The sequence below is a fragment of the Maribacter sp. X9 genome (assembly GCF_048537565.1).
GTDB lineage: Bacteria > Bacteroidota > Bacteroidia > Flavobacteriales > Flavobacteriaceae > Maribacter.
Genome location: NZ_CP183215.1, coordinates 1,689,500 through 1,708,672, shown reverse-complemented (window position 1 = coordinate 1,708,672; position 19,173 = coordinate 1,689,500). Strand labels below are relative to the sequence as shown.

Annotated in this window: 20 protein-coding genes; 9 read left to right on the top strand and 11 right to left on the bottom strand. The window is 37.4% G+C overall.

Going from position 1 to position 19,173, the window contains the following annotated elements:
* Positions 1-2: 2 nt before the first annotated feature.
* From ACNR9Q_RS07240 to ACNR9Q_RS07215, 6 genes are all read right to left on the bottom strand, one after another.
* Positions 3-842, bottom strand: coding sequence for a sterol desaturase family protein (locus tag ACNR9Q_RS07240; protein WP_419213937.1), 840 nt, complete (start codon positions 840-842; stop codon positions 3-5).
* Between the two features lie 163 nt (positions 843-1,005).
* Positions 1,006-2,526: a prolyl oligopeptidase family serine peptidase gene (locus ACNR9Q_RS07235; protein WP_419213936.1), complete on the bottom strand. Its 1,521-nt coding sequence runs from the start codon at positions 2,524-2,526 to the stop codon at positions 1,006-1,008.
* A gap of 215 nt (positions 2,527-2,741) precedes the next feature.
* Complete coding sequence (locus ACNR9Q_RS07230; RefSeq protein ID WP_419213935.1) at positions 2,742-3,662, bottom strand: YeiH family protein; 921 nt, start codon at positions 3,660-3,662, stop codon at positions 2,742-2,744.
* Between the two features lie 76 nt (positions 3,663-3,738).
* Complete coding sequence (locus tag ACNR9Q_RS07225; protein ID WP_419213934.1) at positions 3,739-4,623, bottom strand: LysR substrate-binding domain-containing protein; 885 nt, start codon at positions 4,621-4,623, stop codon at positions 3,739-3,741.
* Between the two features lie 138 nt (positions 4,624-4,761).
* Complete coding sequence (locus tag ACNR9Q_RS07220) at positions 4,762-5,319, bottom strand: hypothetical protein (RefSeq protein WP_419213933.1); 558 nt, start codon at positions 5,317-5,319, stop codon at positions 4,762-4,764.
* 114 nt (positions 5,320-5,433) lie between these two features.
* Positions 5,434-5,925: a YkgJ family cysteine cluster protein gene (locus ACNR9Q_RS07215; protein ID WP_419213932.1), complete on the bottom strand. Its 492-nt coding sequence runs from the start codon at positions 5,923-5,925 to the stop codon at positions 5,434-5,436.
* A gap of 76 nt (positions 5,926-6,001) precedes the next feature.
* Here ACNR9Q_RS07215 and ACNR9Q_RS07210 point away from each other — a divergent pair, with 76 nt between their 5' ends.
* The gene (locus ACNR9Q_RS07210) at positions 6,002-6,715 is read left to right on the top strand and encodes a class I SAM-dependent methyltransferase (protein WP_419213931.1); all 714 of its coding nucleotides are present in this window, start codon (positions 6,002-6,004) and stop codon (positions 6,713-6,715) included.
* Between the two features lie 42 nt (positions 6,716-6,757).
* Positions 6,758-7,660: a hypothetical protein gene (locus tag ACNR9Q_RS07205; RefSeq protein ID WP_419213930.1), complete on the top strand. Its 903-nt coding sequence runs from the start codon at positions 6,758-6,760 to the stop codon at positions 7,658-7,660.
* A gap of 45 nt (positions 7,661-7,705) precedes the next feature.
* On the opposite strand, the gene ACNR9Q_RS07200 is transcribed toward ACNR9Q_RS07205, so the two are convergent.
* Positions 7,706-8,338: a 7-carboxy-7-deazaguanine synthase QueE gene (locus ACNR9Q_RS07200; RefSeq protein WP_419213929.1), complete on the bottom strand. Its 633-nt coding sequence runs from the start codon at positions 8,336-8,338 to the stop codon at positions 7,706-7,708.
* Between the two features lie 172 nt (positions 8,339-8,510).
* On the opposite strand from ACNR9Q_RS07200, the gene ACNR9Q_RS07195 reads away from it, so the two are divergent.
* The 6 genes from ACNR9Q_RS07195 to ACNR9Q_RS07170 all read left to right on the top strand — a co-directional run bounded on the left by ACNR9Q_RS07195 (position 8,511) and on the right by ACNR9Q_RS07170 (position 12,626).
* Positions 8,511-10,016: a helicase HerA-like domain-containing protein gene (locus tag ACNR9Q_RS07195; protein ID WP_419213928.1), complete on the top strand. Its 1,506-nt coding sequence runs from the start codon at positions 8,511-8,513 to the stop codon at positions 10,014-10,016.
* A 53-nt stretch (positions 10,017-10,069) separates the two neighbouring features.
* A complete protein-coding gene (locus tag ACNR9Q_RS07190; RefSeq protein ID WP_419213927.1) occupies positions 10,070-10,576 on the top strand; it encodes a hypothetical protein in 507 nt (168 codons plus the stop codon).
* A gap of 56 nt (positions 10,577-10,632) precedes the next feature.
* Positions 10,633-10,995 carry a cupin domain-containing protein gene (locus ACNR9Q_RS07185; RefSeq protein WP_419213926.1) on the top strand — a complete coding sequence of 121 codons (363 nt, stop codon included), beginning with the start codon at positions 10,633-10,635 and terminating at the stop codon, positions 10,993-10,995.
* Positions 10,996-11,045: 50 nt separating this feature from the next.
* Entirely contained in the window at positions 11,046-11,885 is an 840-nt protein-coding gene (locus ACNR9Q_RS07180; protein ID WP_419213925.1) for an alpha/beta fold hydrolase, read from the top strand.
* Positions 11,886-11,946: 61 nt separating this feature from the next.
* Positions 11,947-12,198, top strand: coding sequence for a DUF7218 family protein (locus ACNR9Q_RS07175; protein WP_419213924.1), 252 nt, complete (start codon positions 11,947-11,949; stop codon positions 12,196-12,198).
* 2 nt (positions 12,199-12,200) lie between these two features.
* Positions 12,201-12,626, top strand: a complete 426-nt coding sequence (locus tag ACNR9Q_RS07170) for a VOC family protein (RefSeq protein WP_419213923.1) — start codon at positions 12,201-12,203, stop codon at positions 12,624-12,626.
* 81 nt (positions 12,627-12,707) lie between these two features.
* Here the strand turns inward: ACNR9Q_RS07170 and ACNR9Q_RS07165 are convergent, their stop codons facing one another.
* From ACNR9Q_RS07165 to ACNR9Q_RS07155, 3 genes are all read right to left on the bottom strand, one after another.
* Positions 12,708-13,679: an aldo/keto reductase gene (locus ACNR9Q_RS07165; protein ID WP_419213922.1), complete on the bottom strand. Its 972-nt coding sequence runs from the start codon at positions 13,677-13,679 to the stop codon at positions 12,708-12,710.
* 21 nt (positions 13,680-13,700) lie between these two features.
* The gene (locus ACNR9Q_RS07160; protein ID WP_419213921.1) at positions 13,701-15,431 is read right to left on the bottom strand and encodes an alpha/beta hydrolase-fold protein; all 1,731 of its coding nucleotides are present in this window, start codon (positions 15,429-15,431) and stop codon (positions 13,701-13,703) included.
* Between the two features lie 133 nt (positions 15,432-15,564).
* On the bottom strand, positions 15,565-16,617 hold the full coding sequence (locus tag ACNR9Q_RS07155; RefSeq protein ID WP_419213920.1) for a sensor histidine kinase: 1,053 nt from the start codon (positions 16,615-16,617) through the stop codon (positions 15,565-15,567).
* A 270-nt stretch (positions 16,618-16,887) separates the two neighbouring features.
* On the opposite strand from ACNR9Q_RS07155, the gene ACNR9Q_RS07150 reads away from it, so the two are divergent.
* On the top strand, positions 16,888-17,034 hold the full coding sequence (locus ACNR9Q_RS07150) for a hypothetical protein (protein ID WP_419213919.1): 147 nt from the start codon (positions 16,888-16,890) through the stop codon (positions 17,032-17,034).
* A gap of 50 nt (positions 17,035-17,084) precedes the next feature.
* On the opposite strand, the gene ACNR9Q_RS07145 is transcribed toward ACNR9Q_RS07150, so the two are convergent.
* Positions 17,085-19,127 (bottom strand): M13 family metallopeptidase, encoded by a 2,043-nt coding sequence (locus tag ACNR9Q_RS07145; protein WP_419213918.1) that lies wholly within the window; start codon positions 19,125-19,127, stop codon positions 17,085-17,087.
* Between the last annotated feature and the right edge of the window lie 46 nt (positions 19,128-19,173).

Here is a 19,173-nt window from a genome sequence, read left to right as displayed (position 1 = left end):
CATCACTCCGTGACCTCAACGGTGGTAGGTTTCCGATATTTAACAAAGGGGTATTTTAATAGCGAATTTATCTTTGCATTTTCAACCGCATCGGGAAACGTATCTACGCCGTAAACAATTGCCTCACGATCCAAATACATATAGGTGCCGAACAGGCGATCCCACCAAGAGAAAATATTGCCATAATTACTATCGGTATAGGGCAATACATAATGGTGGTGCACCTTATGCATATCTGGAGAAACCAAGATCCAACTCAAGGCTTTATCGATACTTTTTGGCAACTTAATATTGGCATGATTAAATTGGGAAAGCACTACGGATAGGCTTTGATACAACATGATGATTCCGATAGGCGCTCCGACAACAAATACGCCTATCAAAGTAAAAATATAACGGATCAAGCTTTCTAAAGGATGATGTCTATTCGCCGTTGTCGTGTCCACATAATGATCCGTATGATGCACCAAATGCACCATCCATAGAGGCTTTACTTTATGCTCAACTAAATGTGCAATATAAGCACCTATTAAATCCAATAAAGCGATTCCTAAAAAAACATAGGTCCATACTGGCATGGTGGGCATCCAGTTAATGATTCCGAAATCATTGGTTACAGCCCAATCCGATGTTTTTAAAAGTAAAAATGCCAACGGAAAATTAACGATGATGGTCGTTACCGTAAAAAAGAAATTGGGTAAGGAATGTTTCCATTTGTTATAACCGACATTGAACAAGGGAACAATGCCTTCCAAAATCCAAAAAAAAGTGATGCCTCCAACTAATATGAGCGACCGGTGCACGGCAGGGATAGTTTCGAAATAGGACATCAATTGCTCCATGTGATAAACGTACGAGTTATCGATTTAATTTTGAACAGAATTAAAGCTTTTCACAGAAAGTTTGGTTAGCAGTTCTGTTCTGATACCTAATTTAATAAATACAAACTGAATTGAAAGTTCAAGCAAACTTTTTAAGTAGGTTTTATGGTACTAATAGCTGGCTTTATTTCTCCAATTCTTTAAGCCTATCAATTGCATTCTGGTTTTCAGGATTTAACTCCAACGATTTCTTGTAGTTGGCAATTGCGTTTTTAATATCCTTATTGTAAAAATAAGCTAGGGCTAAACTATCATATAAATTTGCAGATTCCGGATAGATATGTACAGCCAATAAAAAGACGTTGATACCTTGTTCCATCTTTCCAGCGTTAAAGGCTAACCGAAGGCCAAGATTGTTCAACATACCCTCTTCAAGCCGAAGCGTTGGATGTTCAATTATTGTTTCTTCGTATAGTGGAATTAAACCTTGAAAACCCTGATTGAGTGCCAAATCTATAAAAACATTTGAATCGAACCCTTTCACAATTGATTTTTTCATTTTTTTCGAAACCAAGGTTTCGGGAATATTGTTCTTATTAGGACTATTTTCAATGAATTCCATTGCGCTCTCCTCATTTTTCAAAGTCCCACTTAAAAATTGTAAGGTGTGTTCACATAATAGTTTGTAAGAAGCCATAATTTTAGCGTCATTTTTATCTTGTCTTTTGTCTCTAAATGCAAACAAAACACCAATAGTACTGAAATGGGAATGAGTTAAATCGTGAAGTTTGTAACTGTAGGCATTGCTGTACCTTAAAGAATCGTACAATTGAAACGTATAGTTCAACTTGGCAGGTATTTTATCACTAACAAGCACTTCTTTCGGAATATCTTTTTGCGCAAAATGGATGTAAGGGATATCAAACCTATCCAAATCAAAGTAAGGTGATTTTTCCAGGACTGCGTAATTATATCTTTCCGTTCCATCTAAGCTCACCAGTGCGCGTATACTCTTATTTTTCATGACCGTAATAGCAGTTGCCAGTCCGCCAAAACTAAATCCCGTCAGGGCTATTCTACTGGAATCTATTTGTTCATATTTGTGAATTTCACTTAAAAGAAGTTCAACATCTCTCGACTGTGTTTCCATATCTTTTGTGGTTCCACCTTCTAGCCATTTTGTATCCGTTCCTCTTGAAGGACTTGATATCACTACAAAACCATTACTTGCTAGATATTCGAATAATGCAAAATTTTCGATGGATGAGGCTTGATAGCTTGGTGCATAAACTACAACCGGAAATTTTTCTTTTAAAAAGCGGGCATTGGAAAAAGCATTTACTTTTTCAGTCAAATGAGCTCTATTTTGTGGTGTCTCACCTAATTCAGGAAACCAATCTAGCAATAACTCGTTCGGCAAATTTTTCGATTCTTCCTCTTCTTTTAAAACCTGCAAATAATCCAGAACCGTTAACTGCTCTAAATTTTTGTACCCAATCATGGCCGGGTACCATATGCTAACCGGTATTGGTCTGTGAACTAACCGATTATTAAAGTCATTTTCAATTTTATAAATTCTTGTACTATCGACAACCGTATAATGCCTAAAACCAACAGCATATTCTCCAATATTTAAGTCTATTTCTTTTAGTGAAGTTTGCGCATATAGTGAACATACCTGAAGAAATATAATAAAAACTAACACTGTAGAGCGCCTTATTTTGAGGTAAGTGTTCATTTTTATAGATGTAATAATTTAAGGAATGGCATTATCTTTTTTTAGATTTTCACTGGTTTTTGAATGATTTTGTTGTGTGTTTGATCAACTAATGTAGCAAATTGAAACTAAAGAGAAAATCCGTTTAAATTTTCGTAAGTACTATATTACCAATCAATTATATACAGTAATTGTAGAATGCTTTAGTTTAAAATATAGAGTAATGAAAATATTGAAATAAAAATCCACACCGTAAGTGCCAATATAATGGGTTTTATTCCTGTGGATTTCAAATCTTTCATAGAAATGGTAGAGCCCACAATGAACAATGTTATTATCAATAATCGTTTAGCCATTAATACTATAAAATGAGTAGCTGGTTCAGGTAAAATATGGCAACTATTAATAATAATCGCACCAATAAACAAAACAATAAAGTAAGGAATATTTATTTTCTCTCTTTTTGTTTTGAATAGAAACATAGATACAATTGATAAAGGAATAATCCACAACGTTCTAGATAGTTTTACTGTTGTTGCTATTCTCAAGGCTTCGTCTCCATAACCTAGCGCAGCTCCGACTACCGAACTTGTATCGTGAATAGCTACAGCGCACCATAAACCAAATTGTTCTTGTGTTAATTTTAGAAAATGGCCGACCGCAGGAAATACGAACAAGGCAATGGAGTTCAATAGAAATACAATACCTAAAGCAATACTTATGGTTTCACTTCTAGCTCTAATTACTGGTGAAATTGCGGCAATGGCACTTCCACCACAAATTGCGGTTCCGGATGTAATTAAATGCCCCAGTTTTAAGTCTAACTTCAAAACTCTTGTTAACAAAGAACCTAACGCTACGGTTAAAAATATTGAATATATCGTCAAATTCAACCCCTCTTTACTTGTTTCGAATGTTTCTTTGATAAACATTCCAAAACCTAACCCTACAACCGAAATTTTTAGAAAATAATGAATTGCTTTATGACTGTATGCTTTAAACGGATTGTTGAAAATAAGTGTATAGACAAAACCAAGTAATAAGGCGGCTGTACTATTTATAATGCCTAAAAGGGCAACACTAATTATAAGGAAGTAAACTGTTTTTGAAAAAAGAACTTTCATATCTTTTCGTAGTACTTGATACAAAAGTAAATCCACTTAATAACCTACAAGCAATTTAATTGGTTGTTTGAGATAACTAAAGGTTATAGCTTAGTCGAAGGAATTTTTCAAAATATTCTACAGTAGTTGAAAGATATCCTGTTCTTTTTACAAAATAAAACCACCTTTCAATACTTAGATCCTTAATGTCTATAATTTTGAGTTTGTTATTCAACAGATCTTCATTAATAGCATGGATCGAGAGAAGTGCATAATCGTTAGAGTTGTATAAATAATTCTTTATAGCTTCGGTACTGTTCAATGTCACTACACATGTAAGCTTTGGAATTTTATTATCAAATAGAAATGTGTCAATAATCTCTTTCGTTCCAGATCCTTTTTCACGTTCAATCATTGGAATTATATGTAACTTTTCGATATCGATAGTGCCCTTTTTAAAGGAATTATTAGTAGCATTCGTAACAAGGACAATTTCATCTTTAATAAATTTTTCAAATTGTAATTTTGGATTCGATATACTTCCTTCAGTAATTCCGAAGTCAATTTCCTCATTCAAAATCAAATTTTCTATATTTTCAGAATTATTGCTGATGATGTTGAATTTTGTTTCAGGAAATTGTATTCTAAACTTCGCAATTATTTTAGGTATAATATAGTTGGATAAGGTTGTGCTTACACCGAAGTTCAGTAGTTTTGGGAAGGTTTCATTCTTATGGAGAAACTGTTCATCCATTTCAGAATAGATAGCTAAGATTCTATTAACATAAATAAGAAATGACTTTCCTTCAAGAGTCATTTCTATCGAGTTTCTTTTCCGAATAAATAACGTTGTTTTATATTCTTCCTCTAAATTTTTAATTGCCTTCGATATAGCAGGCTGTGAAATATACAATTGCTCGGCAGCTTTTGTAAAGCTTAAATGTTTAGCAACAATTTTGAATATATGTAACTTGGTTTTCATTCGCTTGTGTGAAACTTTTAATGAATAAAAAGTAAGAATTAGAAGTCCCAAAACTTCGGTTAAGCACAAAGTTTTCTAATAACTAAAAGCATTGATTTCAATACGCTTTTGCCTTATATAGATCGGTATCTGTTGGCTTTATTTCATTTTTGTTTTTGCCAATAACTCTTTTAATGGTTTTTTTGATTTTTTATAATTCTCGGGCATTCCTAAAAAAGGTTCTATTGTAAAACTGAATGTATTATTCCCATTAAAAACCCAATAATTACCTACAAGTTTTCCATCATCGGTATTGATGTTGTCTTGGGGAATATGGTTTATGGAAAATTGATTTTTTGCGTTATCATACCAGATTCCCATAGCTCGTAAATCCTTTTGTTCTGAATAGCTAAATATCAAATTAGGTTGAATTTTATCTTTTATCGGTATCAAATTGAGGCTTTTGTGAGGAAAACTATCCAACTCTTTTGACCAAGCGGTATTTCTTTCTTTCCAATAAAAAAGTTTGTCCCATTGTTCCAGAACAAGTGCGCTATCTTTTTGTGATCGGATTACAGCAAATAGTTCTTCTTGAATGATTTCAATTTGGTGGTCATGAGGATAGACCGTAACCGTAGTTTTATCGGCAGCAATTCTGCCATCTTCCATACCAAAAAAGGATCCTAATATGAAAAATATTATTTTTATTTCTTCCATTTGATAATTTCTAGATTACGTCCTTTTCAGCTTGCAGGAAACAAACGAATAGCTTCATTAATGCTCTGCGAATAATGCATTCAAGTTAATACTCCTAAACAAAACTAGTCAAGGCTACTTAATCAATTTCTTCATCTCCTCAACAATATTGAATGCTGCCGGGCAAATCGCAACATTCTTCAAGGTAAGGTTACTGATTTGCTGAAACTTTTTACGGTCGGTATGGGGAAATTCTCGGCAGGCTTTTGGGCGTACATCGTAAATGGAGCAATAATTATCTGTACCCAAAAACGTACAGGGCACGTGTTGCAGCACAAAATCATTTTCTTCATCTATCCGTAAATAGGTATCGATGAACTTTTGAGGCTTCATTCTAAAATGCTTTGAAATACGCTCCACATCGGCATTCGTGAAAAGCGGTCCGGTAGTTTTACAGCAATTGGCACAGGTGAGACAATCGGTACGCTCGAACTCGGCCTCGTGTAAGTCTTGCATAATATAGTCCAAATCCTTGGGCGGCTTCTTTCTAAGTTTAGCGAAGAACTTCTTGTTCTCACTATGTTTTTCATTCGCCTTTTGGGGCAATTGACGCAAAACTTCTTCCATACCCTAATTTTGTGAGTTCAAAACTAGGAAAGTAGCCTCAAAAAGAAGGATTTTTGCACCTAGAAATACAAGAAATTTGAAACAGGATATTTTAGGCAACGCACTTTTAGATTTTCATAATGGAAATTATACTGAAGATATCATCACCTATTCGTCTCTTGACGAAGAGGACACGCTACCTTTACCCTATATGTTCCGAAGTTTTGCGGAGATGCCCGTTATTGAGCAAAAAGCTCTTGAAAGTTGTAAAGGAAAGATCCTTGATATCGGTTGTGGTGCGGGAAGCCACGGACTTTACCTTCAACAAAAAGGAATGACGATCACCGGGCTGGACGCCTCGCAAGGAGCCATAAAAGTTTGCCAAGAGAGAGGACTTAAAAATACAGTTCTGGACACCATTATGGGTTTTGAAGGCGAAACGTTCGATACACTACTCCTTTTAATGAACGGGATTGGACTAGCCGGTAGTTTAAAGGGACTTGAAGTTTTCTTCACCAAACTAAAATCCTTATTAAATGGGGGAGGCCAAATTCTGTTAGATTCAAGTGATATCATTTTTATGTTCGAAACCGATGATGATGGCGGCTATTGGATTCCCGATTATATTACCTATTATGGCGAAGTGACCTTTACCATGGAATATAAAAATAGTAAAAGTGAACCTTTCCCATGGTTATACGTAGATTTCAATACGCTTCAACGGGCGGCAAATTATAATAATTTAAATTGCGATCTTATATTCGAAGGTAACCATTACGACTATTTAGCACGATTGACCCTTGCGAGATAATAGAGGTGCGGTTTTTTCGTTATAAACGTATAGATTTCAGCTATGTATATATTCAAAAAAATATTTTTTATTGGAATTCTGGCCTTTGCGGTTTCTTGCTCCAAGAGCTCTGATTCTGAAGAAACTTCCGCACCCACGGCAGTGGACAAAAAATCAAATCTATTGGCAACAGGAGATTCTGCCAATGACATTCTATCTAATGATACTTATGACAAACTATTAATCGAGATTGGCTATGTAACTGGTTTCAGGCCTACCACTTTAGCAATAAGTCAATTCACCGATTACCTTAAAAAACACACTTTTAAGGAAAATATAGAAGTTGTATATAAAGAGCTATCAAGCCCAACGGAAGATGAACTCACCCTAAAGGAAATTGCAAACCTAGAAACAAAGAACAGAACGGCCTTTAATTCCGGAAGTACTTTGGCCATTTACATCTATTTTGCCGACGCCCCGGCAGAAGGTGATGATTTGGAAGAAGGTTTGGTAACGCTAGGTGCCGTATACCGAAATACTTCTATGGTTATTCATGAAGTTACCATTAGAAAATTAGCCGCTAGAAGTTTTTCAATCAATAATGAGGATGTTGAAACCGCTACGTTGAACCATGAATTCGGCCATTTATTCGGCTTGGTCGATTTAGGTACCCCAATGGTCAACGATCATGAATCACAATCTGAGAATAGTGATGGAGAATTGGCCGGGGACAATCACTGTACTGTTTCTGGATGTCTTATGCGCGCAGAATTACAATTTGGCGGTCCCACCGGAAAAGCATTACATTCATCCTCAAAAGCGATTTACGAGGACGGAATAAAATCGGGTTGTAAACTCTCAGGAGCTACCGTTATAAACCTTTTGGAACAGCGAAAAACGGCAAGGACCACTCTTGGTCTTGATGCGGAATGTATTTTGGACATCAAAGCCAATGGAGGCCGGTAACCTTAAGTTTGCTCCTGTGTTATGATGGACCTTAAAAAAGGTAAGTTAAGGTATGTTCAAATACTTATGTGTTTGTAACGAAACCTTCCATTTTGGATTTTTCATCACATACTCCACGATCATAGGCACGACTTTATCCCTAACACTCCATTCCGGTTGTAAATAGAGAATACAATTTGAATTGGTTTTTGCAGCTTGTTCTTCGGCAAAAATAAGGTCATGTTTGTTAAAGACAATCACTTTAAGCTCATGTGCCTTATCATAAACTTCCCCGAAAGGTAATTTATTCTTTTTGGGAGAAAGACAGATCCAATCCCATTCGCCTGTTAGCGTATAAGCTCCTGAAGTTTCGATATGCGTTTTTAGATTCCTTCCTTTTAATGCCTTCGTCAATGGGCCCATATCCCACATTAACGGTTCTCCCCCTGTAATCACAATAGTGTCTGAATAGGTAGCTGCATTAGAAACGATTTGTTCAATATCAGTCGGTGGATGCGTTTCCGCATTCCAACTTTCTTTAACATCACACCAGTGACAACCCACATCGCAACCACCAACACGAATAAAGTAGGCCGCTGTTCCTTTATGGAAGCCTTCCCCCTGTATGGTATAAAATTCTTCCATTAAGGGTAAATAAACTCCTTGATTCACTTTCTCAAGTACCTCACTGTTTTTCATCCGGCAAAGATACGTTTTACTTCGTAATTCTTTAGGACAAACAGTTCTTGAATCGGTTCTGATAGTGCCATCACAAAATCAATTTCAGCTGTTGAAAACTAAGTGGCATTAAAGGTCATACATCGCTTTTCCTTTGCTTAAAAATCCACTATTTTTATCCAAAAATTAATATATGGCCGGTACCGAAGATTTTTTTAACCATATCGAACAAGGGTATACCACCAAAGGTGATTCTATTGTAATGGGGGCGGCCATGCTTAATGGTGAAGCGGTTACCGATGCACTAGTCAGAATTCCGTTAAAGACATTGAACCGACACGGTCTAATCGCCGGCGCCACAGGCACAGGCAAAACCAAGACATTACAGGTCATGGCCGAAAACTTATCCCAAAAAGGAATACCGGTTCTTTTGATGGACTTAAAAGGTGATTTGAGTGGGCTAGCACAACCGAGTACGGGCCATCCTAAAATCGATGAACGCCATGCCAAAATCGGAATTCCATTTGAGTCCAATAGTTTTCCTGTTGAAATATTATCCTTATCAGAACAAGATGGTGTCAAGTTAAGGGCAACGGTGTCAGAATTTGGCCCCGTACTATTATCACGTATTTTAGACCTTTCCGAAACCCAAGAAGGTATCGTTGCAGTAGTTTTCAAATACTGTGATGACCTAAAAATGCCTTTATTAGACCTCAAGGATTTTAAAAAGGTTTTACAGTATGCAACCGGACCGGGAAAAGCGGAATTCACAAAGGAGTATGGAAGAATATCCACCAGCTCAACAGGAACGATCCTCAGAAAAATAATCGAACTCGAACAACAAGGCGCAGACCTATTCTTTGGTGAAAAATCGTTCGATGTAAACGATCTTACCCGAATCGATGATAAAGGTAGAGGGTATATTAATATATTGAGACTTACGGATATTCAGGACAGGCCGAAACTCTTTTCGACCTTTATGCTAAGTTTATTGGCTGAGATTTATGCCACCTTTCCCGAACAGGGTGATAGCGAGCAACCAGAATTGATTTTGTTCATTGACGAGGCACATCTCATTTTCAATGAAGCCTCTAAAGCATTATTGGACCAAATCGAAAGTATCGTAAAATTGATTCGTTCTAAAGGAATCGGAATCTATTTTGTAACCCAAAACCCGACCGATGTCCCCAATGATGTACTGGCGCAGTTGGGTCTAAAAGTGCAGCATGCCTTAAGGGCATTTACCGCTAAGGACAGAAAAGCGATAAAACTTACGGCTGAAAACTATCCAGAATCGGAATATTATGACACCAAAGAAGTACTCACATCTTTAGGCACCGGAGAAGCTTTAATTTCCGCTTTAGATGAAAAGGGTAGGCCAACACCACTCGCGGCTACCCTGCTGCGAGCGCCGATGAGCCGTATGGATATTCTAACGGATAAAGAATTGGAACAACTTATCGATACCTCATCATTGGTAAATAAATACAATGAAGTTGTTGACCGAGAAAGTGCTTACGAAATCTTGAACGAGAAGATGGAAAAAGCAGAGAAACTTGCAGAAAAAGAGAGAGAGAATTCCACGCCAAGAAGGGGAACAAGCGGACAAAGTACTAGACAGAATCCGGTAATAAAAGTATTGACAAGCGCTACCTTTATTAGGGGCGTTTTAGGAATATTAAAAAAAGTGATGCGATAGAAACTATGAGATTGAATTGTGTTTTACCATTAATTTTGAGTTGTGGCCTTTTTATGAATTGCGAAAGCGATAAAAAGAACGATTTTCAAATATCGGGCGATCAAATAGGCCAATTGACCAAAGAAAGTCTAGCTAGAGATATCGACCTAATTTTCGCAAAAGATTCGGTGGTACAAGATACCGTGAAGTTGAATTTTGGAAGTGGGGCAAGTAAAATAAAAATTTTTGAAAAAGGAGGAAAACTACTGCTCACTTTGACCCCAAATAGAGACAGCATTGCTACAATACAAAATGTACAAATTAACGATAGTAGGTTCATTACAGAAAAAGGGCTTACGAAAGAGAGCACTTTCAAGGATATTAAAGAGAATTATGCCATAAAAAAAATCATTACTTCATTGAATAACGTGGTGATTCTATTAAAAGACAGCGACCTTTATTTTACGATAGACAAAAAAGAACTTCCTGAAAGTCTTCGATACAATGCCAACAGCAAAATCGAAGAGGTACAAATACCGGACAAAGCCAAAATCAAGTACATGATGATGGGTTGGGATTGATTTGCGTTGATGGTCGATAAAAATTCGGAATAATTTTATTGAAAAGCGGAAAGTCAATGAAAAAATATACCATTCAAAAATCACCCTTTATCGTTCCTACGAATGACGGTAAGAGCATAAAAGAACATTTTGGTCAAGCCACTGATGGTAATTCAAAAATTAGTGTTGCCCACATGATAGCACCTCCTGGCTGGAGCGAACCACAACAAAGACCGGAATTCGAGGAATATACCTTGATTTTAAAAGGCAAAAAAGAATTTACGATCGACGGAAAGAAAGTTATTTTAAATGCCGGGGAATCAATTAAAATAGAAAAACACGTAACGGTCAAATATGCCAACCCGTTTGATCAACCATGCGAGTACATTGCTATTTGCCTTCCCGCTTTTACGATTGAAAAAGCACATCGCGAAGATTAGATTTTAATACGCATTAGTTATTTTTGCTTCAATCCTTTAGCAACTTATTTGTGTCTACCATACTTAAAAAAATCATCCCAAAAATAATAGGCCTTTACTTAAACATCCTAGTTTGGTTTCTTCCAAAAACCGTTGCCAAAAAGGCATTCGCTGTTTTTAGCAAGGTTAGAAAAGGAAGGGTACTACCGCATCAAAAAGCCTATTTAGACGTTGCCAAGCACAAGGTTTTGGAGCTAGAAGGTCATAAGATACAAACCTATCATTGGGAAGGCTCAAAAGAAACTGTACTACTGGTACATGGATGGGAAAGTAATACATGGCGCTGGCACAAATTGATTGAAAAATTACAAGAGGCCGGCTATAACATCATTGCCTTTGATGCTCCCGCACACGGATATTCCACCGGTACGCACCTTTACGTTCCTTTATATGCAACGGTATTACAGAAAATTCTTTTAGAATATGCACCTCAACACTTAATCGGCCATTCGGTGGGGGGAATGACCCTTTTGTTCAATGAGTATAACCATCCGAATTCAGGCATTGAAAAAATAGTAACGGTCGGATCCCCATCAGAATTCCACGAAATACTTACCCATTATAAAAATCTTTTAGGATTGAATAAGAGGGCAATGAAATCACTTGAATTGTACGTTTTCAATCGATTTGGATTTAAGCCCGAGGAATTCTCAAGTTCAAAGTTCGTAGCTAACAATTCAAAAAAAGGACTGCTTTTTCATGACCGTTTAGACACGATAGCTCCCTATCACGCATCTGAAGCTGTTCATAAACAATGGAAGGGAAGTAAATTCGTAAGTACTGAAGGTTTTGGTCATTCGATGCATCAAGATGAAATAAACGATAAAATCATTGCTTTTTTAAAAGCATAATGTACAGAAAAGACCGAGTGATCTACCCCAAGCTTATTTTTTGATTATTTTTAAAATAAAAATGGGAAAATCAAATGACAGACCTCGTATCAAAAACGAGGAACAATATGAAGCTTTGGTAGAAAAGGGATACAGCAAAGAGAAAGCGGCCCGAATTGCAAATACCGAAAACGCCGGTAAAAAAGGTGGTAAAGCTTCGACTTACGAAAACCGCACAAAGGAAGAACTTTACAACCAAGCCAAAGAAATAGGAATAGAAGGGCGTTCTAAAATGAACAAAGACGAACTCATAAACGCTTTAAGAAACAACTAACTATGCAAAACGTATCACCATTTCACATTGCCATTCCTGTTCATAATTTGGCCGAATGCAGAACCTTTTATAGGGAAATCCTAAATTGTGAAGAAGGACGAAGCAGTGACCACTGGGTAGATTTCAACCTTTTCGGACATCAATTGGTCATTCACTACAAACCTAAATCCGAAACTGAAGGCTTGTACCATAATCCGGTCGACGGCCATGATGTACCTGTGCCACATTACGGAGTTGTATTGCCTTGGGATACATTTCAAAGTTTTTCCGAAGAACTGAAGACTAAGGGCGTTAAATTCGTAATTGAACCGTATATACGCTTTAAGGGCCAAGTTGGAGAACAGGCGACCATGTTCTTTTTAGATCCGGCAGGCAACGCACTAGAATTTAAAGCATTTAAGGATATGGGACAGTTATTTGCGAAATAATTTTTTAGTCCTAAAAAATTATATAAAGTTCAAAAACTAAGTTTATCACTTAGCTTTTGAACTTTAAGATGAAATACAAAACTACTGAGACCAAGATGTGGGAACCCTGTCCCATCTGTGTTTTTTCAATTCTTCATATAATTTTTTATTCAAACCATTCCCATCACCAGTCGTTGTATTCGCTAAAACGTTGCGTTGTTTACGCATTCCAGGTATGGTGGTGCTAACATCATCGTTCATCAAGATAAAACGAAGCGCCATTTCAGCCATCGTCATTCCCTCAGGAATCAACGGACGTAAAGCGTCCGCATGTTCTACGGAAGCATTTAAATTTTCAGGTACAAAATAGGTTCCTCTCCAATCTCCTTCTGGAAAGGTAGTTTCCTTTGTCAGGTTTCCGGTCAATGTACCTTCATCGAACGGAACCCTTGCTATCGTGGCGATATCCATTTCTTTACATAAAGGAAACAACTTATCTATCGGAGCTTGGTCAAAAATATTATAGATTACTTGAACAGCATCGAGCAGTCCTGTTTTTAAAGCCCTGATACCATTTTCAGGTTCCCAACGATTCATACTAATGCCCATCGCAGCAATTTTTCCAGAGGTTTTTAAATCCTCCACAGCGCGCTGCCATTCATCTCGATCGGCCCAAACATCGTCCCATGTATGGAATTGCATCAAATCAAGTTGTTCCAATTTTAAGTTCTTCAACGTTTTATGGGTAAACTCCAAAATATGTTCCGTGGGATAGGAATCCTCAAAACGATAGTCTGGTTTTGCCGGCCATTGAAAATTTTTCGGCGGAATCTTACTAGCCGTATAAATTTTGGTGTTAGGATGTCGCTTGACTAAATCTCCCAACAGTTCTTCACTGTGGCCTTCTCCATAGCCCCAAGCGGTATCAAAGAAATTAACTCCGTTTTCCACGGCAAGGTCTAAGGATTTTGCGGATTGCTCATCATCACTTGCCGTCCACCCCGCCATGCCCCACATGCCGTATCCAACTTCACTTACTTGCCAATCGGTTCGACCGAATCTTCTGTATTTCATTTATCTTCTTTTTGCTTTGTATTATTTATATCTCCAACTTGTCAAATCGGCCCCTTTAGGAGCACTCTTCTCAATGCGCTCCATAATCTTAGGCACATACATGCTATTGTAACGTAAACGACTAATGGCATTGGGTTGTTCTGGATCCCCATTCCAGCAATGTTCAGCACGGTCGCCATATAACACTTCTCCTTCATAATAAGGGTCGGTTGTGCTTTCCAAGAAATCTTCCATTAGATAGACCGCGTTGTTCAAATAGTAATTATCCATATCGCCACAATAAATATGGATTTTACCTTTCAGATTGTCTCCCAACTTTTCCCAGTCACGTTCCATGATATGGCGTAGGTCAAAATTTTCCTTCCAATATTCGGCTACATCATGATCTATCTCCCCGGTCATCTTGTCCCATATACGAACAGGATAACCGTCATCACCTTGCGGGGAATAGGTAGCTTCCCAAATATCCCATTGTTGACCCGATCTGGATTTATCTCCCAAGACCAACTCTAAATGATTTCCCTGTACTATGGTGGATTGAATCTGACCCAAATAATTACGGTGCGACGGCACCTCTAGTTTCTTATGGGCACTTGGATAATAATAGGCATTTTCATCTTCATATATATTGGTCAAAGTATAGGCACTAAAATCGATAGGATCCGGACATGCTGCAAAACAGCCGTTGTATTCTTCTGGATATTTTACCTGTACCGCCAAAGCCTCCCAGCCACCTGTAGAACCCCCATATAGAAAACGGGACCATCCTTCGCCTATACCTCTGAACCGTTTCTCTATTTCTGGAATCAACTCGTACGTAATGGCATCACCATAAGGACCTTGACTAGCTGAATTAACCGCATAGGAATCGTCGTAATAAGGCGTAGGATGTTGAATTTCTATAATGATAAAACGTGGAAAATCGGGTTGGTTCCAACGTTTATAAAAATCATAGGCTTCTTGTTGCTCAATAATATTATAACCTTCCAGATCAAACCGTTCTGAGTACTCGGGTTTCAATTTTGGATCTGGTGGTGTGGTTCTGAAGCCACTAAAATCAGATGGGAAATGTCCATGAAATACCATTAAAGGATATTTCGCTTCTGGATGTTCGTCAAACCCTTTAGGAAGTAATATGTGAGCACCTAGATATATGTCCCTCCCCCAAAATTCTGATAATTTTTCAGATTTTACCTTTAAATGTTTTATCCACTCCGTATCTTCTGGTTCCGCAATTGGCTCGATAATCTGATCCATTTCTACCGAAACGTTCTGAAACCCGTTCCCTGCAACCCTAATCTTAAAAGGTTTGCTATACAAATTACCCGGCGAACGCTGCCATTGCTGTCCTTCGCCATTATCCATTGGAAGTTTTACGGTATGCCCCGTTGAAAGTTCGAAGGTTTCGTACACATTTAAAAGTGCCTGTACGTTGTACTCCCCTGGAGGTACATCTTTTAAACTTGTGTATGGATAACCGAAAACGGAATCATCAAAAGTTATTAGGGAATCTGGCGCCCAATTTTCAACATTGAGGCCAAAAATAATTTGGGAATTTAAACCATCATTGATTTGGAAACGTGGCTCATCACTGTCGTCTGTTGACAGCATCAACAACAACCTACCCTCTTTAGCCTGATCACTTACCTTCTCACTGAAACTTATATTAATGCCGTAAACAGGTTTTACAACTTTCTCACAACCCACTGCGAGACAAACCAGAAATACCAAGCCAAATACCTTTTTTATCATGGTCGATGTTTATTGATCCTTTAAAGATAATTATTCAGCCACTAAACCATAACTTTTATAAAATGAAAAATTTACAGTAAGTAAAAAGAAAATAAATACATCTTCTATTTCACTTCCTAACCAGTAACAAAATCTATATTGGAAAATTTAGATAAAAAGTAGCTCCTTTTCCTGGTTCACTTTCCACGGAAATGTTACCCCCTAAAGAAGTTATTTGACTATGAATTAAATAGAGGCCAACCCCTTTTCCCTCTTCAATTTCGTTAAAACGTTGGTGCAGGCCAAATATCTTGTGCCCATTTTTTTCCATATCAAAACCTTGTCCGTAATCCCGGTAAATCAATTCCTTTTGACCTTCCTTAATTTTTGTAGTCAACTCAATACGTGGTGGAAATCCTGGACGTGCGTATTTAACCGAATTAGTGAACAGATTCAAAAAAATACTTTCCATATAATCCTTATCAAATACAACGCTCTCACACTTACTAAAATCACAACGAATTTCAGTATTTGAACAGCTAAGTAAAGAACTTAAGGTGTTCTTGGTTTTATGCAATATTCGTTCAAAATGAATCTCAGTCAAGTTGTTTATATTCTTACCGGCATTTTGTATTAAATCCAAATAATTTTCTAAAGCATCCTTTACCCCTCTGGCCGAAATTTCCATATAACTTAATAATTTTATGGTTTCCTTATCTTTAATCTGACTCAGATCCAATAGTTCGAATAAAGAAAGTAAATTGTTCACAGGGGCTCGTAAATCATGCGAAGTTGTATAATTTAATCGAATCAAATCTTGATTGACATTTTTAAGTTTGGTCATCTCCTTCACCCAATCGGTTTTAAGCCCCTGTTCGTGGGTGATATCCTTTGCTATGGCATATACTAATTTTTCGTCGTCTATAGGTACAGCACTCCAAGAAAGCCAAACCAACCTCCCTGATTTGCTTACATATCTATTCTGAAAATGTATGAGCGGAACATTTTTATGGATACCACTACGTATTTTATCCGTTGTAGCTCGGTCTTCTTCAAAAACGAATTCGTTTATTTTTCTCGAAAACAGTTCCTCTTTAGAATAACCCAATAACTTTATGAATGACGGATTTACATTAACGAAATATCCTTCATAGTTTGCGATACACAGCATGTCAACCGACGATTCAAAAAAGTGATTTAATTTCATATTTAGGGTTTGGTCAGATCCAGAATTATCGAAGCTACTTAAAAATAATTAATGGCTACATTAAAAATCGCTTAAACCTTATTTAGAAATGGTCAATAGCCGCTATAAGAACCCTTACAAAATCTTGTAGTGATTTCAAGTTTTTAAAAATCGTAAAACTTTTTGCAAAAAAAATTTGGCCTTAAGGTCAACTATTTCTTTCTCAAGAATAATTTTTAAACCATTGAAACGTTTTTTATAAAAACGATTATTGTAGTAAACAAAAGCATCATGAAAAATAAAATCACGTTATTATTTATGATTAGCTTCATTATAAGTGTTTCGAGCTGCGATTATGATGATAGTAACGATATCGACATCTTAAAACCTAATGACTCTACAGCCACTGCCATTTTAATGCCGGAATTGCCAAAATAAAAACCTTCAATCCTATGATTGAAGGCTTCTATTCTATATTATTCTAAAGTCTACCAAATCTTAACCCGCTCTTCTGGGGCCAGATAAAGTGAGTCGGTTTGTTTTACATTGAAGGCACTATAGAATTCTGGCACATTTCGCACGATGCCGTTTACCCTTAAATCGGCCGGTGAGTGTGGGTCTGTATTAATTTGAACTCTTAATGCCTCGTCCCTCGTCTTGTTTCTCCAGGCTTGGGCATACCCTATAAAGACCCTTTGTTCTCCCGTAAAACCATCCATCACAGGAGATTCTTTATCACGTAGGGACATTTCATAGGCTTTAAGCGCAATACTAAGACCACCTAAATCACCTATGTTTTCACCTAATGTAAATTCGCCGTTCACATTAACTTCTGGCAATACTTCAAAACTATTATATTGTTCGACCAAAGCACCGGTGCGTTTTTTGAACTCCTCTTTATCTGCATCTGTCCACCAATTTCGCATGGCACCATCTCCGTCAAAAGTGCTTCCCGTATCATCGAATCCATGACCAATTTCATGTCCGATAACAGCACCTATGGCTCCGTAATTAACCGCATCCTCTGCATTTAAATCAAAAAAGGGAGGTTGCAAAATTGCTGCCGGAAATACAATCTCGTTCATGGTCGGGTTATAGTAGGCATTGACGGTTTGTGGTGTCATACCCCATTCATCTTTATCTATGGGCTTACCTAATTTTGCCAACTCTCTATCATATTCCATTAAAGCGGACCTACGTAGATTACCATAAAGGTCGTCAGGTCTTATCTCCAAATCGTAAGATTTCCATTTATCGGGATATCCAATTTTTGGGGTGAACTTACTTAACTTCTCCAAGGCTTCTTTTTTTGTTTCCTCGCTCATCCAATCCAACTCCTTAATACTTACTTCATAGGCCTTAAGTAAATTATCCACAAGCGTTTCCATATGGGCTTTAGCTTCTGGCGGAAAATGTTTTTTCACATATACCTTTCCTACTACCTCTCCTAGTGTACCGTTTACGGTAGAAACACCTCTTCTCCACATAGGTCGCTGTTCTTGGGTGCCCCTCAGTTCCTTACTATAAAACTCCCAATTTTGATTATCCAAAGCCTCGTTTAAACGAGATGCACTGGCATCCAATGCGCTCCATTTCAAATACGTTTTCCAAGTATTCAAATCTGTCGCTGTAATAATTCCGTCCAAAGCTTTGGTATAATCTAACATGAGTACACCTAGTTTTTTCTGATCTGCTAGCCCTGCCTCCGTTAGAAAATTGTTCCAATTGAATTTAGGCATAATATGGGAAAGTGAATCTACAGGGATCATATTGTACAATCCTACCAAGTCCCTAGTTTTTTCCTTTTCCATTTGCTTGGAAGCTATCTTCGTTTCTAGCTCCATTATGGACTTTGCGGATTCAGCTCCATTGGAAAGACCGGCCAAATCGAACATTTTTTCTACATGTGCTAAATACTTTGATCTAATTTCTTTGGACCGCTCGTCATCCTTTAAATAATAATCCCTATCGGGTAATCCTAAACCAGCTTGCCAAGTATATACCGTGTAAATTGTGGGGTCTTTAAAGTCCTGATAAACAAACAACCCTAGTGGAGTATTAATACCGTACTTATTGGCATAGGCGAAATAGGTGGCCAATTGGTCATAATTATTTATGGCGTCTATTTTATCGAATTCAGGCTGCAAAGGCGTCACTCCTAATTCATTCCTTTTATCCATGTTCATGAAAGACTGATAAAGATTACCTACTTTCTGCTCGTCAGAACCTATTTCAAAATCACCGGAAGCAGACTCCTCAATAATCTTTTTTACGTTGTCCTCAGATTCCTCGTGAACGATGTATCCAACCCCATAAGAAGATTTATCTGCAGGAATCTCGGTATTCTTGACCCAAGTACCATTAACATATGCGGTAAAGTCGTCACCAGGGTTTACGGAAGTGTCCATATATTCTTTGAGCACACCCGAGGTCAACTCTTTCTCAGGTGTCTTTTTGGTCTCCGGTTTACATGCCGCAAAGAAAATAACAGTTGACAACAAGCCAATTTTAAAAATTCTTGATTTCTTCATATGGTTCAGTTTGATCATTGGTTAAAGTTAGACTACAATTAATTGG